We start from the raw sequence: 15,789 nt of genomic DNA, 5'->3' as shown, positions 1-15,789 counted from the left end.
AGCGGGAGCCCCGGGCCGGGTCCGCACCGCCCGCGCGCGGCCCCGATACGCTCGTGGACCGTGTCCGAGGTCCCGCCCACCGCACCCAGCACCTCCGCTGACGCCGCTGACGCCGCCGCCGCCGAGGCGGCCGCCCTCGCGGCGGACCAGCTGCCCGAGCAGCTGCGCGTGCGCCGCGAGAAGCGGCAGCGGCTGCTGGACGCCGGCGTCGAGCCGTACCCCGTCTCGGTGCCCCGCACCGCCTCCCTGGCGCAGGTCCGCGAGGCGCACGCCGGCCTGGCCGCCGGTGAGGAGACCGACGTCGTCGTCTCCGTGGCGGGGCGGGTCGTGTTCCAGCGCGGCACCGGCAAGCTCGCCTTCGCCACCCTCCAGGACGGCGACGGCACGCGCCTGCAGGTGATGCTCAGCCTCGCCGAGGTCGGCGCCGACGCGCTCGCGGCGTGGAAGTCCGACGTCGACCTGGGTGACGTCGTCTCCGCCACCGGGCGCGTGGTGCAGTCCAAGCGCGGTGAGCTGAGCGTCATGGCCAGCTCGTGGGCGATGGCCACCAAGGCGCTGCGGCCGCTGCCGGTGCTCCACAAGGACACCAGCGAGGAGGTCCGGGTGCGCCAGCGCTACGTCGACCTCATCGTGAGGCCGGAGGCGCGGGCGGTGGTGCGCACGCGCGCCGCCGTCGTGAGGTCGCTGCGGACCACCTTCGACGGCCTGGGCTACCTCGAGCTCGAGACCCCCATGCTGCAGACGCTGCACGGCGGGGCCGCGGCGCGGCCGTTCGTCACGCACTCCAACGCCTTCGACATCGACCTGTACCTGCGCATCGCCCCGGAGCTGTTCCTCAAGCGCGCGGTGGTCGGCGGCCTGGACCGGGCCTTCGAGATCAACCGCAACTTCCGCAACGAGGGCGCCGACTCCTCGCACTCCCCGGAGTTCGCGATGCTCGAGTTCTACGAGGCCTACGCCGACTACGACCTCATGGCCGAGCGCACCCGCGGGCTCGTCCAGACCGCGGCCCGCGACGCCCTCGGGTCGACGACGGTGCTCCTGGCCGACGGCACCGAGTACGACCTCGGCGGCACCTGGGCCCAGCTGTCGATGTACCCGTCCCTGAGCGAGGCGCTGGGCGAGCCCGTCACGCCCCGGACGCCGCGCTCGGTGCTGGTGGAGCGCGCCGAGCGCCTCGGCGTGGGCGTCGCGCCCACGGCCACCGCCGGCAAGCTCGTCGAGGAGCTGTGGGAGCACCTCGTGGGCGACCACCTGGTGGCGCCGACGTTCGTGCGCGACTTCCCCCTGGAGACCTCCCCGCTCACCAAGTCGCACCGCTCGGTGCCCGGCGTGGTGGAGAAGTGGGACCTCTACGTGCGCGGCTTCGAGCTGGCCACCGGCTACTCCGAGCTCAACGACCCGGTGGTCCAGCGCGAGCGCCTCGAGGCGCAGGCCCGCCTGGGCGCCGCCGGCGACGACGAGGCGATGCCCGTCGACGAGGACTTCCTGCGCGCCATGGAGGTCGGCATGCCCCCCGCGGGGGGCGTCGGCATGGGCATCGACCGGCTGCTCATGGCGCTCACGGGCCTCGGCATCCGCGAGACCATCCTGTTCCCGCTGGTCAAGCCGGAGGCCTGAGCGCCGGAGGAGGGGCCGTCCCCGCTCCACGGGGTACCGTTCGGGGCGTGATGGCCGCGATCGCCGCGCTGACGCCCCCGATCGGGGTGGCCCTGCTCTTCTGGTTCGTCATGCGCGCCGTGCTGCGCGCGGACCGCAGCGAGCGCGAGGCGATGGCGGCCCTCGACCGCGCCGACGCCGAGCGGGCGGCGGCCGAGCGGGCGGCGCGCGAGCGCGCGTCGTCGTCCTCGTCGGGCGAGGGGGCCTGACGTGGCGCAGACGATGCAGGTGGTGCTCGTCGACGACCTCGACGGCGGCACCGCGGACCAGACGGTCGCCTTCTCCCTCGACGGGGTCGACTACGAGATCGACCTGTCCGCCGAGAACGCCGCGCGCCTGCGCGACGACCTCGCCGTCTGGGTGGGCCACGCCCGCAGGACCACGGCCGGGCGGCGCGCCCGGGCCGCCGCCGGCGCGGCCGGCGCCGGCAGCGGCGTCGACGTGGCCGCGGTGCGCGCCTGGGCGCGCGAGAACGGCCACACGGTGAACGAGCGCGGCCGGGTCCCGGCGGCCGTGGTGGAGGCCTACCGGGCGGCCACCGGCGCCTGACCCCTCGGCCCACCCCGGCAGCGGGGCGTCCGCCACCAGCGAACACCCGGAGCGCCCCGGGGCGGAACACCCCCTTGACCTGGGAGCGTTGCTCCCCGTGACGGGAGGCCGACCCGGTCCTCCCCACCCGGGACGGTCACGCGGGGGTCTGCGGACCCCCACCGCCGTCGCACCCCGGGGATAGCATCGTCAGGGTCAGTGAGGTCGTCCGCCCCCGGTGGCAGCCGGTGGTCGGAATCCGCACCGCCCACGCTCGCGAGGAGCGCACCATGTTCGAGAGGTTCACCGACCGCGCCCGCCGCGTCGTCGTCCTGGCTCAGGAAGAGGCCAGGATGCTCAACCACAACTACATCGGCACCGAGCACATCCTGCTCGGGCTGATCCACGAGGGTGAGGGCGTCGCCGCCAAGGCGATGGAGTCCCTCGGCATCTCGCTCGACTCCGTGCGCGAGCAGGTGCAGGAGATCATCGGCCAGGGCCAGCAGGCGCCCTCGGGCCACATCCCCTTCACCCCGCGCGCCAAGAAGGTGCTCGAGCTGTCGCTGCGCGAGGCGCTGCAGCTCGGCCACAACTACATCGGCACCGAGCACATCCTGCTCGGCCTCATCCGCGAGGGCGAGGGCGTCGCCGCCCAGGTCCTCGTCAAGCTGGGCGCCGACCTCAACCGCGTCCGCCAGCAGGTGCTGCAGCTGCTGAGCGGCTACCAGGGCAAGGAGCCCGCCACCGCCGGCGGTCCCCAGGAGGGCACCCCGTCGGGCTCGCTCGTGCTCGACCAGTTCGGCCGCAACCTCACCCAGGCCGCCCGCGAGGGCAAGCTCGACCCGGTGATCGGTCGCGGCAAGGAGGTGGAGCGCGTCATGCAGGTGCTCTCCCGCCGCACCAAGAACAACCCCGTCCTCATCGGCGAGCCCGGCGTCGGCAAGACCGCCGTCGTCGAGGGCCTGGCGCAGTCCGTCGTCCGCGGCGAGGTGCCCGAGACGCTGAAGGACAAGCAGCTCTACACCCTCGACCTCGGCGCGCTGGTGGCCGGCAGCCGCTACCGCGGTGACTTCGAGGAGCGCCTCAAGAAGGTGCTCAAGGAGATCCGCACCCGCGGCGACATCATCCTGTTCATCGACGAGATCCACACCCTCGTGGGTGCGGGTGCCGCCGAGGGCGCGATCGACGCCGCCAGCATCCTCAAGCCGATGCTCGCCCGCGGTGAGCTCCAGACCATCGGCGCCACCACCCTGGACGAGTACCGCAAGCACATCGAGAAGGACCCGGCGCTCGAGCGCCGCTTCCAGCCGATCCTCGTGGCCGAGCCGAACCTGGCCCACGCCATCGAGATCCTCAAGGGCCTGCGCGACCGCTACGAGGCGCACCACCGCGTCTCCATCACCGACGGCGCCCTCGTGGCCGCCGCCACCCTGGCCGACCGGTACGTCAACGACCGCTACCTGCCGGACAAGGCGATCGACCTCATCGACGAGGCGGGCGCGCGCCTGCGCATCCGCCGCATGACGGCTCCGCCGGACCTGCGCGAGTTCGACGAGAAGATCGCCGAGGTGCGCCGCGAGAAGGAGAGCGCGATCGACGCGCAGGACTTCGAGAAGGCCGCCTCCCTGCGCGACTCCGAGAAGAAGCTGCTGGCGGCCAAGGCCGAGCGCGAGAAGCAGTGGAAGGCCGGCGACATGGACGTGGTCGCCGAGGTCGACGAGGAGCTGATCGCCGAGGTCCTCGCCACGGCCACCGGCATCCCGCTGGTCCGCCTGACCGAGGAGGAGTCCAGCCGCCTGCTCAACATGGAGGCCGAGCTCCACAAGCGCGTCATCGGCCAGAACGACGCCATCAAGGCGCTGTCCCAGGCGATCCGGCGCACCCGCGCCGGTCTGAAGGACCCCAAGCGCCCCGGCGGCTCGTTCATCTTCGCCGGCCCCACCGGTGTCGGTAAGACCGAGCTGGCCAAGGCCCTGGCGGAGTTCCTCTTCGGCGAGGAGGACGCGCTCATCCAGCTGGACATGAGCGAGTTCTCCGAGAAGCACACCGTGTCGCGGCTGTTCGGCTCGCCCCCCGGCTACGTCGGGTACGAGGAGGGCGGCCAGCTCACGGAGAAGGTGCGGCGGCGCCCGTTCTCGGTGGTCCTGTTCGACGAGGTGGAGAAGGCCCACGCCGACATCTTCAACTCGCTGCTGCAGATCCTCGAGGACGGCCGGCTCACCGACTCCCAGGGCCGCACGGTCGACTTCAAGAACACCGTGATCATCATGACGACGAACCTGGGCACCCGGGACATCGCCAAGGGCCTGCAGATGGGCTTCCAGGCCGGCGGCGACCTGAGCACCTCGTACGACCGCATGAAGATCAAGGTCAACGAGGAGCTGAAGACCCACTTCCGCCCGGAGTTCCTCAACCGCGTCGACGACGTGGTGGTCTTCCCGCAGCTCACGCAGGAGGAGATCATCCAGATCGTCGACCTGATGATCGCCAAGGTCGACCAGCGCATGAAGGACCGCGACATGGGCCTGGAGCTGACCCAGCCCGCCAAGGACCTCCTCGCGACCCGCGGCTACGACCCCGTGCTCGGTGCGCGCCCGCTGCGCCGCACCATCCAGCGCGAGATCGAGGACGCCCTGAGCGAGAAGATCCTCTACGGCGAGCTGACGGCCGGCGAGATCGTCCTGGTGGACGTCGAGGGCGAGGGCCCGACCGCGCGGTTCACCTTCAAGGGCACCCGCAAGTCGCCCATCCCCGAGGTGGCCGCCGTCGGCGCGAGCGCCGCGCCGGCCGCCGGGGCCACCCCGGCGGAGGACGCCTCCTGACGAGGCGCCCGACCTGAGCAGGAGCCCCCGACCCACCAGGGTCGGGGGCTCCTCGCGTCGACGGGGGGACGGGTCGGGCACGATGGGGTCGTGCCCGCACCCCACCTCGGCACCGGCGGCCCGACCACGTCCCGGGTGGTCGTCCGGCGCGCCCGCGCCACCGACGTGCGCGCGGTCCGAGCCCTCACCGAGCCGTTGGCGGAGAAGGGCGTGCTCGTGGCCAAGCACGCCGTGGCCACCTACGAGTCCGTCCCCGAGACGAGGGTGGCCGAGCTGGACGGCGCCGTGGTCGGCTGCGGCGCGCTGCACGTCATGTGGGAGGACCTCGCCGAGGTGCGCACCCTGGCCGTGGCCTCCTCGGCCCGCGGGCTCGGCGTGGGGTCGGCGATCGTGGAGGCGCTGCTGGCCGACGCCCGCGAGTCCGGCGTCTCGCGGGTCTTCTGCCTGACCTTCGAGGTGCCCTTCTTCGCCCGGCTGGGCTTCGAGGTGATCGAGGGCACGCCCGTGGCGCCGGAGGTCTACGCGGAGCTGCTGCGCTCCCACGACGACGGCGTCGCGGAGTTCCTCGACCTGGCCCGCGTGAAGCCCAACACCCTGGGCAACACCCGGATGCTCCTGCACCTGCGCTGACCGGCCGGCGCGCCTCCGGTGACCCCCCAAGACGCACTCGGGTGCGTGAGTGCGCCTTCGGAGGGCCGTGAAGCCGCACTGGGGTGCGCGAGTGCGCGTCGGGGGGCGGTCAGAGGGGCAGCGACCAGCCGCCGCCGGAGGGCACCACGAGCCCGTCGGCCGCGAGCGAGGCCAGGCAGCGCTCGCGCTGGGCGTCGTCGTCCCAGGCGGCCGACAGCGCGGCGGCGTCCAGGGGCCCGGGCGCCTCGCGCAGCAGGGCGAGCAGGCGCCCTCGCACCTGGCGGTCGGTCCCGTGCCACGCCTGCCCGCGGCGGGCGGGACCGTCATCGGGAGGGGCCCCGGCGCGCTGCCAGGCGCACAGGTCCGCCACCGGGCACGCGCCGCAGCGGGGCGCCCTGGCGGTGCACACCAGGGCGCCCAGCTCCATCACCGCCACCGACCAGCGCGCCGGGAGCCGCGGTTCCTCGGGCGGGGCGTGCGGCAGCACCCGCACCGCCAGCGCGGTCTCGGCGGCCGTCAGGGCCGGTGCCGGCTCCGCCGAGCCCTGCACGGCGCGGGCCAGCACCCGGCGCACGTTGGTGTCGACCACCGCCACGCGCTGGCCGAAGGCGAACGCTCCCACCGCTGCCGCCGTGTAGGCGCCGACACCCGGCAGCGCCCTCAGCTCCGCCTGCTCCGAGGGGACCCTCCCGCCGTGCCGCTCGACGACGGCGACGGCCGCGGCGTGCAGCCTGAGGGCACGGCGGGGGTAGCCCAGCCGGCCCCAGGCCCGCACCGCCTCGCCGGCGCTGTCAGCGGCGAGGGCCGCGGGCGTCGGCCAGCGCTCCAGCCAGGCGCGCCACACCGGCTCGACACGCGCCACCGGGGTCTGCTGCAGCATCACCTCGCTGACCAGCACGGGCCACGCCACCTGCTCGGGGGGCCCTGGGTGGCGCCACGGCAGGTCGCGGGCGTGCGAGGAGTACCAGCGCAGGACCGCGTCCACCAGCGCCGCCTCCTGCTCGGGCCCGGCCGGGGCGGGACCAGGGGGTGTCACGGGCACGGCCCCATGCTCCCCCAGGGAGCGCAGGCGGGTGAGGGCGCGCCCGGCGCCCGGGGCCGTCGCGTCGCGCGCGATGGGCGTGACCGGATCGTGACCACCCAAGAGGCTCTGTGCCCTTGACCGGCCGGGGCTGTGAGCGTTCACAATCGACCCCGCGCAGGAGACGCAGGCCCGGTGCAGCAACGGCGCCCCGCCCGCCGGCTCCCCGCGCTCACCGACCTCTCCCGAGAGGCCGGTGCGAAGGCCACGTCCGGGCGCTGGAGCACGGTCGGGTCTCGAGGCACAGAGAGGTACCGCGTGAACAAGCGTTTCGCACTCGTGGCCGTCGGAGCAGCCCTCGCCCTCGGCCTGTCGGCCTGCGGCGGCGGCGGGGCCGGCTCCACCGCCCCCGGGGAGTCCGCCACCAGCGCCGCCCCCGAGGACGTGACCGTCGGCGTCGCGATGCCCACCCAGACCTCGCAGCGCTGGATCGACGACGGCAACAACGTCAAGGCCGGCCTGGAGGAGCTCGGCTACAAGGTCGACCTCCAGTACGCCAACGACGACATCCCCACGCAGGCCTCCCAGATCTCGACGATGATCAACAACGGGGACAAGGTCCTCATCATCGCGTCGATCGACGGCACCGCCCTGAGCAGCCAGCTGGCCGACGCCGCCGCCGCCGGCATCAAGATCATCTCCTACGACCGCCTCATCCGCGGTACGGAGAACGTCGACTTCTACGTGTCCTTCGACAACTACAAGGTCGGCGTCCAGCAGGGCACCTCGCTGCTGACCGGCCTGGGCATCCTCAACGCCGACGGCTCGGAGAACCCCGCCGCCACCGGTCCGTTCAACGTCGAGCTCTTCGCCGGCTCGCTGGACGACAACAACGCGACGTTCTTCTACAACGGCGCCATGGACACCATCAAGCCCTACATCGACAAGGGCGTCATCAAGATCCCGTCCGGGCAGACGGACATCTCGCAGATCGCCACGCAGCAGTGGAAGACGGACGTCGCGCAGAAGCGCATGGAGACGCTCCTGACCTCCGCGGACGCGAACGTCACCCTGAACGGCGTGCTGGCCCCGGCCGACATCATCAGCCGCGGCGTCATCACCGCGCTCGCCAACGACGGCTACGGCCAGGGCAGCAAGAAGTTCCCGGTCGTCACCGGGCAGGACGCTGACATCGACAACGTCAAGCTCATCAACGACGGCCAGCAGTACTCCACGATCTTCAAGGACACGCGCCTGCTGGCCGAGGAGGCCATCAAGGTCACCGGTGACTACCTGTCGGGCAAGGAGCCGGAGGCGAACAACACCACCGACTACGACAACGGCAACAAGGTCGTCCCGTCGTACCTCCTCGAGTCGACGGTGGTCACCAAGGACAACATCAAGTCCGTGCTGATCGACTCCGGTTACTACACCCAGGAGCAGGTCGACAAGGGCCAGAAGTAACACGTCCTGACGCTGCCGGCCGTCCTGCGCCCCCCACCCGGGGGCGCGGGGCGGCCGGCAGTGGCGAGGGTGGGCCCATGCGCACAGCAAGCACCAACACAACCAGGCGGGCGGCGAAGTGACAGCGACCGACAGCACTCCACAGGGCGGCGGGACGCCGCGCGGCGCGACGGACGACATCCTGGAGATGCGCTCCATCACCAAGACCTTCCCCGGCGTCAAGGCGCTCTCCGACGTGACGCTCAGGGTCCGTCGCGGTGAGGTCCACGCCATCTGCGGCGAGAACGGCGCCGGCAAGTCCACCCTCATGAAGGTGCTGTCGGGCGTCTACCCGCACGGCACCTACGACGGCGAGATCGTCTTCGAGGGCGAGGTGGCGCGCTTCAGCGGCATCAACGACTCCGAGCACGCCGGCATCGTGATCATCCACCAGGAGCTCGCCCTGGTCCCCTACCTCTCCATCGCGGAGAACATCTTCCTGGGCAACGAGGTCAAGGGCCGCGGCGGCCTCATCGACTGGAACCGCGCCAACGGCGAGGCCGGCAAGCTGCTGCGCCGCGTCGGGCTCAAGGAGAACCCCACCACCCCGGTGGGCCAGCTGGGCGTCGGAAAGCAGCAGCTGGTGGAGATCGCCAAGGCGCTCACCAAGGACGTGAAGCTGCTCATCCTCGACGAGCCCACGGCCGCCCTCAACGACAACGACTCCGAGCACCTGCTGGGGCTGCTGCGCCAGCTGCAGGCCGAGGGCATCACCTGCATCATCATCAGCCACAAGCTCAACGAGATCATCTCGATCGCCCAGTCGACGACGATCATCCGCGACGGCAGGACGATCGAGACGCTGGACATCGCCGCCGGCGAGGTGACGCAGGAGCGCATCATCCGCGGGATGGTCGGCCGCGACCTCGAGAGCCGCTACCCCGAGCGCGAGAGCCACCCCGGCGAGGAGGTGCTGCGCGTGGAGGACTGGACGGTCGGCCACGCCACGCAGGACCGCCTCGTGGTGGAGGGCGCCAACCTGTCCGTGCGCGCCGGTGAGGTCATCGGCATCGCCGGCCTCATGGGTGCCGGCCGCACCGAGCTGGCGATGAGCATCTTCGGCCGCTCCTACGGGCGCTACCTCGGCGGGCGCCTGTACAAGCGGGGCCAGGAGATCCAGGCGAGGAACGTCCGCGAGGCCATCAAGCACGGCATCGCGTACGCCACCGAGGACCGCAAGAAGTACGGCCTCAACCTCATCGACGACATCAAGCGCAACGTCTCCGCCGCGGCGCTGGACAAGCTCGCCGGCGGTGGCGGACTGGTGAACGCCAACGAGGAGATCGCGGTCGCGGAGCGCTCGCGCAAGGACATGAACATCAAGGCGCCCACCGTGATGTCCGTGACCGGCAAGCTCTCGGGCGGCAACCAGCAGAAGGTCGTCCTGTCGAAGTGGATCTTCGCGGACCCCGACGTGCTGATCCTCGACGAGCCGACCCGCGGCATCGACGTGGGCGCCAAGTACGAGATCTACGTGATCATCAACAAGCTGGTCGCGGCGGGCAAGGCGGTCATCGTCATCTCCTCGGAGCTGCCCGAGCTGCTCGGCATCTGCGACCGCATCTACACCCTGTCGCAGGGGCGGATCACCGGTGACCTGCCGATCGCCGACGCCAGCCAGGAGCGCCTCATGGAGCTCATGACCCTCGAGCGCGTCTCCGCGCGCTCCGGTGCGGCCGGTGGCGCCACGACGGGCACCTCCGGCGAGGCCCCCTCCGTCCCGGGCGCCCCGCAGCAGTCCGAGCAGTCGCGCTCGCCCATCTCCAGCCAGAACCCCGAGGACCTCGCATGAGCACGCAGACCACCGCGCCCGCCCCGAGCGCGCCCCAGCCGAAGACCGGCAGCGCCAACCCGCTGGTGGCGCTCACGGCCAACCTCCGCCAGAGCGGCATCTACATCGCCTTCGTGCTGGTGGTGGCGCTCTTCGCCGTCCTCACCGACGGCAGGAGCCTGGCCGCGGCCAACGTCTCCACGATCGTCACCCAGTACGCCTACGTGCTGGTCCTGGCCATCGGCATGCTCATCGTCATCGTCGCCGGCCACATCGACCTGTCGGTCGGCTCCGTGCTCGCGGTGGTCGGCGCGGTCGCGGCCCGCCTCGCCATCACCTACGAGCAGCCGTGGTGGGTGGCGGCGCTGGCCGGCCTGGCCGTGGGCGTCGTCATCGGCGCCTGGCAGGGCTTCTGGGTCGCCTACGTGGGCGTCCCGGCCTTCATCGTCACCCTGGCCGGCATGCTGCTCTTCCGCGGCCTCGACTACCTGGTGCTGGAGAACATCTCCCTGTCGGGCTTCCCGTCCTCGTACCAGAAGATCGCCACGGGCTACCTCAACGGCCTCATGGGGGGCTACGGGTACGACGCGTTCACGCTGCTCATCGGGGCGCTCGCCGTGGTCGGCTTCGTCGTCCAGCAGCTCCGCACCCGCCGGGCCCGCGTCAAGTACCAGCAGGTGGTCGAGGCGCTGCCGGTGCTGCTGCTGAAGATCGTGGTCGTCGGTGCGGTCGTCATGTGGTTCGCCTGGCAGCTCGCCCACGCTCGCGGCCTGCCGATCGTGCTCATCACCCTGGCGATCCTGATCATGCTCTACGCCGTCATCACCAAGTCGACGGTCTTCGGGCGCCAGGTCTACGCCATCGGCGGCAACCTGTCCGCGGCGATGCTGTCCGGCGTGAACGTCCGGAAGGTCAACTTCTGGATCTTCGTCAACATGGGCTTCCTCGCCGGTGTCGCGGGCGTCATCTTCTCCGCCTACACCAACGGCGCCCAGCCGGCCGCCGGCACCGGCGCCGAGCTCGACGCCATCGCGGCGGCCTTCATCGGCGGTGCGGCGGTGACCGGCGGCGTCGGCACCATCGTCGGCGCCATGGTCGGTGGTCTGCTCGTCGCCGTCATCAACAACGGCATGATCATCCTCGGCCTCGGCCAGGAGTGGCAGTTCATCATCCGCGGCATGGTGCTGCTGCTCGCCGTCGCCTTCGACGTCTACAACAAGCGGCGCTCCGGCACCCGCTGACACCTCGCTGCTCACCCGGTCACCCGGGACCAGCAGGACGACGACGGAGGGCCCCGGCGCGTGCCGGGGCCCTTCGTCGTGCCCGGTCCGCGGTGCCGGACGGGCGGTGCCGGACGGGCGGTGCCGGACGGGCGGTGCCGGACGGGCGGTGTCAGGCGAGCGAGCGGTGGTGCGTGCGGCGCAGCCAGCGCCCGGAGGAGTCCACCCGCACGTGGTCGACCTCGAGCCGCGCGCTGCGCCCGTCGAGCACGACGGTCATGACGCCGTTGTCGAACCAGGGACCCTCCTCGACCTCCCAGGAGGCCGGCGGGCGCTGCACCCCCGCGGCGCGCGCCAGCAGCGCCGCCAGGGCCCGCACGGGTGCCGCGTCGGCCAGGCGGTTGGCCACCCTCAGCGCGGGCTTGAGGGGGTTGCGGAAGGGCGACATGACCAGCTGGTGGACGGCGGTGGGGCTGCCCACCACCCCGTCCAGCTGCGCGCGGGCGGTGTAGCTGCAGTGCACGTCCCCGGACAGCATCAGGATGCTCGCCGGCGGCCGGGCTCCGCCCGCCACCCGCGCCAGCAGCTGCAGCAGGTCGTGCAGCGACGTGCCGAAGGCCGGCCAGTGCTCCAGGTCGATCGCCTGCCGCAGCACCTCCCCGGGACGCTGGAGCCAGCGCCCCCACCGCCCCTGCACCACGGCCTCGTTCCAGGCCTCGACGTCGGAGAAGGCCGGGACCATGAGCGCGGGCAGCGTGCTCGCCAGCAGCAGGTGGTCGACGGGGGCGTCCGGCTGCGCCTGCTGCTGCACCCACGCCCACTCGGCGTCGTCGAGGATCGCCCGGTTCCCGGGGTCGAGTCGGCGGGAGCAGCGGCAGTCCACGGCCACCAGGCGCACCCCGCCGCTGGCACCGTCCTCGCCGCCACCGGTGCCGGAGCGCCCGAAGTCGCGCACGTAGCTCCAGCGGGCGGTGTCGGGCTCGGCGTCGGCCCGCTCGGCGTAGGCGTCGAGCAGGGCGGTGCGCGCGTCGTCGTCCTCAGCGGCGGTGATGGCGGCCAGCAGCTGCTCGCGGTCGAGCTCGGCGGGGCTGAGGTTGCCCAGGTGCTGGTAGACCCAGTAGCTGCCCAGGGCGCCGCGCACCCGGTCGTCGAACCACGGCTTGCGCCGCATCTCCTCGCGCCACGCCTGGGAGGTGTTCCAGTCGTCGCGCAGGTCGTGGTCGTCCAGGAGCATGCACGTGGGCACCGTGGAGAGCAGCCAGCGCACCGGGGCGGCGCTCCAGCTCTCGGTGTACAGCCACGTGTACTCCTCGAAGGTGCAGATCTCGTCGGCGACCTCGGGGTGGTCGGCGACGTCGGGGTCGCGCCGCGCGCGCTCGAGGCGCTCGCGGATCGGGGCCGAGGGCTCGTCGGCGTAGAGCTGGTCGCCCAGCATCAGCAGCACGTCGGGCCGCTCCAGCGCGGGGGCGTCCGGTGGCGGGAACGCCATCCGGTGGGCCAGCTCCACCAGGGCGTCGGGCCCGACCGCGGCGACCCCCTCGGCGTCGAGGGGCTCCGAGCGGCGGCACGAGCCGAAGGCCAGCCGCAGCCTGCCGTCCGAGCGGGCGGTCCGGACGGTGCTGGTCGGGAAGGCGGCCAGCTCCGCGTCGGGGCTCGCGGGCGGCCACACCCGCCGGGTGGCGGGCGGGTGCAGCGCGTCCGGGCCGGCGGGCTCGGCCAGGTCCACGCGGTACGGCAGCTCCGACGCCTCCGGCAGGCCGCGCACCACGAGGATGGCGTAGTGGTGGCCGTGCACGCCCCAGGTGCTCGCGGAGGCGGTCACGGGGGCGTCGAGCACCCCACCGCCGACCTCCACGCACACCGTGCACGGACCGCTCGTCTCGAACCACAGCGTGGCGCTCGTCGCGTCCACGTGGCGCAGCATCGGCCCCAGCACCAGCTCGGGGACGCCGCCTGCTCGGGCCTCACCGTGGACGCTCACGCCCAGATCATCCCCCGGCCGGGCCGGGAGCACCCGCGCTGGCCGCGCTGCTAGACGTAGCGCTCGAGGATGCTCGACTCCGCCAGGCGGGACAGGCCCTCCCGGACGGCCCGCGCGCGGTGCTCGCCGACCCCGCCGACGCCCATGAGGTCGTCGGTGCTGGCGGCCAGCAGCTTCTGCAGCCCGTCGTAGTGGGTGACGAGCCGCTCGACGACGACGGCGGGCAGCCGCGGCACCTTGGACAGCAGGCGGTACCCGCGCGGGGAGGCGGGGGAGTCGAGCGTGTCGCCGTCGCCCAGCAGCCCCAGCACCCGGGAGAGCGCCTCGAGGTCCACCAGGCGCGAGTCGGTGAGGGCGGACAGGTCCTCCAGGACGCCCTGCACCGAGCGACCCGTGCGGACGGTGGTCTCGCTGCCGGCCGGGCCCGTGAGGTAGTCGCGCACCACCAGCTCGCGGTCACCGCCGATGCCGCTGACCAGCTCGTCCAGCTGCAGCGACAGCAGCCGGCCGTCCGCTCCCAGCTCCACCACGTAGCCGGAGATCTCCGCGGAGATCCGGCGGACCATCTCCAGGCGCTGCAGCACGCTGGCCACGTCGCGCAGGGTGACGAGGTCCTCGATCTCGAGGGCCGACAGCGTGCCGGTGACCTCGTCGAGGCGGGACCTGTAGCGCTCGAGGGTGGCCAGGGCCTGGTTGGCGCGGGCCAGGATCGAGTCCGAGCCCTCCACCACGTGGCGGCGCGAGCCCACGTAGAGCGCCACGATGTTCATGGAGGCGCTCACGGACACGACGGGCAGCCCGGTCTGCTTGGCGGTCCGCTCGGCGGTGCGGTGCCGCGTACCGGACTCGCTGGTCTCGATGGACGGGTCGGGGACCAGCTGGACCGCGGCGCGCACGATCCGCGTGACCGCGCGGTCGCAGACGATGGCGCCGTCCATCTTCGCCAGCTCGCGCAGGCGGGTCGCGGAGAAGTCGACGTCGAGGTTGAAGCCGCCGGTGCACAGCTGCTCGACGGTCGCGTCGTGGCCGAGGACGACGAGCGCGCCGGTGCGGCCGCGCAGGATGCGCTCCAGACCGTCCCGCAGGGCCGTGCCCGGTGCCACGACGGCCAGCGTGGCCCGCAGGAGGGCTTCCTCCTCGCGCTCGTCCACGCGGGGAGTCTAGGGGGCCGTCCGCCGTCCGGCCGTCCCGGTGGGCGGGGGGTCCCCCGGTCGCCGCGGTCAGTCCGGCAGCACCGCCGCCACGGCCTCGGACAGGGAGCCGACCACCTCGAGCCGGGCCGCGCGGCGGGTGCGCTCGTCCACCAGCTCGACGGCGCCCGGCGGCACCAGCAGGCGCGTGTGGCCCAGCCGCACCGCCTCGGCCGCCCGCGCCTGCAGCATCGGCACCGCGCGCACGTCGCCCGAGAGCGCCACCTCGCCCAGGGCCGCGACGTCGGCCGGCAGGGCCCGGTCCCGCGCCGCGGAGGCGATGGCCAGGCAGACGGCCAGGTCGGCGCCGGGGTCGGCCAGCCGCATGCCGCCCGCCGAGGAGACGTAGAGCTCCTTGGCGTGGACCGTGACGCGGGCGTGCCTCTCGGTGACGGCGGTGAGCATGGCCGTGCGCGCGCTGTCGAGGCCGGACACGGCCCGCCGCGGCACGGGCGCCTGCGTGGGCGCCACCAGCGCCTGCACCTCGGCCAGCAGGGCGCGGCGCCCCTCCACGGTGATGGTCGTGCAGGTCCCCGCGACGGGGGCGTCGCGGGTGCCGCGGAAGAGCGCGCTGGGGTCGGGCACCTCCCTCAGGCCGGTGTCGGTCTGCTCGAAGCAGGCGACCTCGTCCGCGGGGCCGTAGCGGTTCTTCACCGCCCGCAGCAGGCGCAGCGCGGTGTGGCGGTCGCCCTCGAGGGTGAGCGTGGTGTCGACGAGGTGCTCCAGCGACCGCGGTCCGGCCACGGTGGTCTCCTTGGTGACCTGGCCGACCAGGCAGACGGGCAGGCCGCGCTCCTTCGCCAGCCGGGTCAGCGCCCCGGCCACCGCCATGACCTGCGACACGCCGCCGGGGCGACCGTCGACCTCCGACGAGGAGACGGTCTGCACCGAGTCGACCACGAGCAGCACCAGCCGCTCCGAGGAGGCGCTGAGCTGCTCGACGTGCCCGAGCACCGCGCCGAGGTCGGTGTCGTCGGCGAGGAGCAGCGCGTCGGAGCGGGCGCCGGTGCGCCGCGCGCGCACGGCGATCTGCTCCACGGACTCCTCGGCGGAGACGTAGAGCACCACCGCCCCGGGACCGGCGGCCGCGGCCACCGCGTCCGCCACCGCGAGGAGCAGGGTGCTCTTGCCCGCGCCGGGCTCACCGGCGAGCAGGAGCACCTGCCCCGGCACCAGCCCCCCGCCGACCACGCGGTCGACCTCGGCCAGGCCCGTGGGCAGCCGCTGCAGCCGCCCGGTGGCCACCACCTCGCTGGCCCGGCGGGCGGCGCGCACGGGAGCGGCGGGAGCCGGTGCTCCCGCCCCGCGCGGTGCGCTGGCGAGCAGGGGAGCCGCCTCGGTGAGGGACCCCCACGCCTGGCACTGGCCGCAGCGCCCGACCCAGCGCGGGGTGGTCCAGCCGCACTCGGCGCAGCGGTGCTCGGTGCGGGGCGCTCGGGTGGTGCGGGTGCTCACGGGGGTGAC

12 protein-coding genes are annotated in these 15,789 nt (G+C 73.2%); 8 read left to right on the top strand and 4 right to left on the bottom strand.

What is annotated here, in order from left to right:
• The first annotated feature begins 168 nt into the window (after positions 1-168).
• From lysS to FHN55_RS02025, 5 genes are all read left to right on the top strand, one after another.
• The gene (gene lysS / locus FHN55_RS02045; protein WP_306821778.1) at positions 169-1,620 is read left to right on the top strand and encodes a lysine--tRNA ligase; all 1,452 of its coding nucleotides are present in this window, start codon (positions 169-171) and stop codon (positions 1,618-1,620) included.
• Between the two features lie 47 nt (positions 1,621-1,667).
• On the top strand, positions 1,668-1,868 hold the full coding sequence (locus tag FHN55_RS02040; protein ID WP_139710239.1) for a hypothetical protein: 201 nt from the start codon (positions 1,668-1,670) through the stop codon (positions 1,866-1,868).
• Position 1,869: 1 nt separating this feature from the next.
• Positions 1,870-2,208 carry an Lsr2 family protein gene (locus tag FHN55_RS02035; RefSeq protein ID WP_139710237.1) on the top strand — a complete coding sequence of 113 codons (339 nt, stop codon included), beginning with the start codon at positions 1,870-1,872 and terminating at the stop codon, positions 2,206-2,208.
• Positions 2,209-2,477: 269 nt separating this feature from the next.
• On the top strand, positions 2,478-5,009 hold the full coding sequence (locus FHN55_RS02030; protein WP_139710235.1) for an ATP-dependent Clp protease ATP-binding subunit: 2,532 nt from the start codon (positions 2,478-2,480) through the stop codon (positions 5,007-5,009).
• Positions 5,010-5,099: 90 nt separating this feature from the next.
• Entirely contained in the window at positions 5,100-5,639 is a 540-nt protein-coding gene (locus tag FHN55_RS02025; RefSeq protein ID WP_139710233.1) for an amino-acid N-acetyltransferase, read from the top strand.
• 109 nt (positions 5,640-5,748) lie between these two features.
• Here FHN55_RS02025 and FHN55_RS02020 read toward each other — a convergent pair whose 3' ends face one another.
• A complete protein-coding gene (locus FHN55_RS02020) occupies positions 5,749-6,681 on the bottom strand; it encodes an A/G-specific adenine glycosylase (protein ID WP_373995689.1) in 933 nt (310 codons plus the stop codon).
• A 297-nt stretch (positions 6,682-6,978) separates the two neighbouring features.
• Between FHN55_RS02020 and chvE the strand changes: the two genes are divergently transcribed.
• The 3 genes from chvE to mmsB all read left to right on the top strand — a co-directional run bounded on the left by chvE (position 6,979) and on the right by mmsB (position 11,175).
• Positions 6,979-8,124 carry a multiple monosaccharide ABC transporter substrate-binding protein gene (chvE, locus tag FHN55_RS02015; RefSeq protein ID WP_139710231.1) on the top strand — a complete coding sequence of 382 codons (1,146 nt, stop codon included), beginning with the start codon at positions 6,979-6,981 and terminating at the stop codon, positions 8,122-8,124.
• A gap of 187 nt (positions 8,125-8,311) precedes the next feature.
• On the top strand, positions 8,312-9,955 hold the full coding sequence (gene mmsA, locus FHN55_RS02010) for a multiple monosaccharide ABC transporter ATP-binding protein (RefSeq protein ID WP_139710366.1): 1,644 nt from the start codon (positions 8,312-8,314) through the stop codon (positions 9,953-9,955).
• Positions 9,952-11,175, top strand: a complete 1,224-nt coding sequence (gene mmsB / locus FHN55_RS02005) for a multiple monosaccharide ABC transporter permease (RefSeq protein WP_139710229.1) — start codon at positions 9,952-9,954, stop codon at positions 11,173-11,175. The genes mmsA and mmsB overlap by 4 nt, the downstream gene beginning before the upstream one ends.
• 151 nt (positions 11,176-11,326) lie before the next feature.
• Here mmsB and FHN55_RS02000 read toward each other — a convergent pair whose 3' ends face one another.
• From FHN55_RS02000 to radA, 3 genes are all read right to left on the bottom strand, one after another.
• Positions 11,327-13,135, bottom strand: coding sequence for an alkaline phosphatase D family protein (locus FHN55_RS02000; protein ID WP_257570623.1), 1,809 nt, complete (start codon positions 13,133-13,135; stop codon positions 11,327-11,329).
• A gap of 50 nt (positions 13,136-13,185) precedes the next feature.
• Entirely contained in the window at positions 13,186-14,259 is a 1,074-nt protein-coding gene (gene disA, locus FHN55_RS01995; RefSeq protein ID WP_218974264.1) for a DNA integrity scanning diadenylate cyclase DisA, read from the bottom strand.
• A 96-nt stretch (positions 14,260-14,355) separates the two neighbouring features.
• Entirely contained in the window at positions 14,356-15,780 is a 1,425-nt protein-coding gene (gene radA / locus FHN55_RS01990) for a DNA repair protein RadA (RefSeq protein ID WP_218974257.1), read from the bottom strand.
• Between the last annotated feature and the right edge of the window lie 9 nt (positions 15,781-15,789).

The organism is Streptomyces sp. NP160, from assembly GCF_006335115.1.
Classification (GTDB): domain Bacteria; phylum Actinomycetota; class Actinomycetes; order Actinomycetales; family Quadrisphaeraceae; genus Quadrisphaera.
This window is presented reverse-complemented; position numbering and strand designations above follow the sequence as displayed.

Excerpts from the sequence above, each read along its gene's own strand:
- FHN55_RS02030 (WP_139710235.1), top strand. The coding sequence starts at position 2,478 with ATGTTCGAGAGGTTCACCGACCGCGCCCGCCGCGTCGTCGTCCTGGCT.
- mmsB (WP_139710229.1), top strand. The coding sequence starts at position 9,952 with ATGAGCACGCAGACCACCGCGCCCGCCCCGAGCGCGCCCCAGCCGAAG.
- mmsA (WP_139710366.1), top strand. The coding sequence starts at position 8,312 with ATGCGCTCCATCACCAAGACCTTCCCCGGCGTCAAGGCGCTCTCCGAC.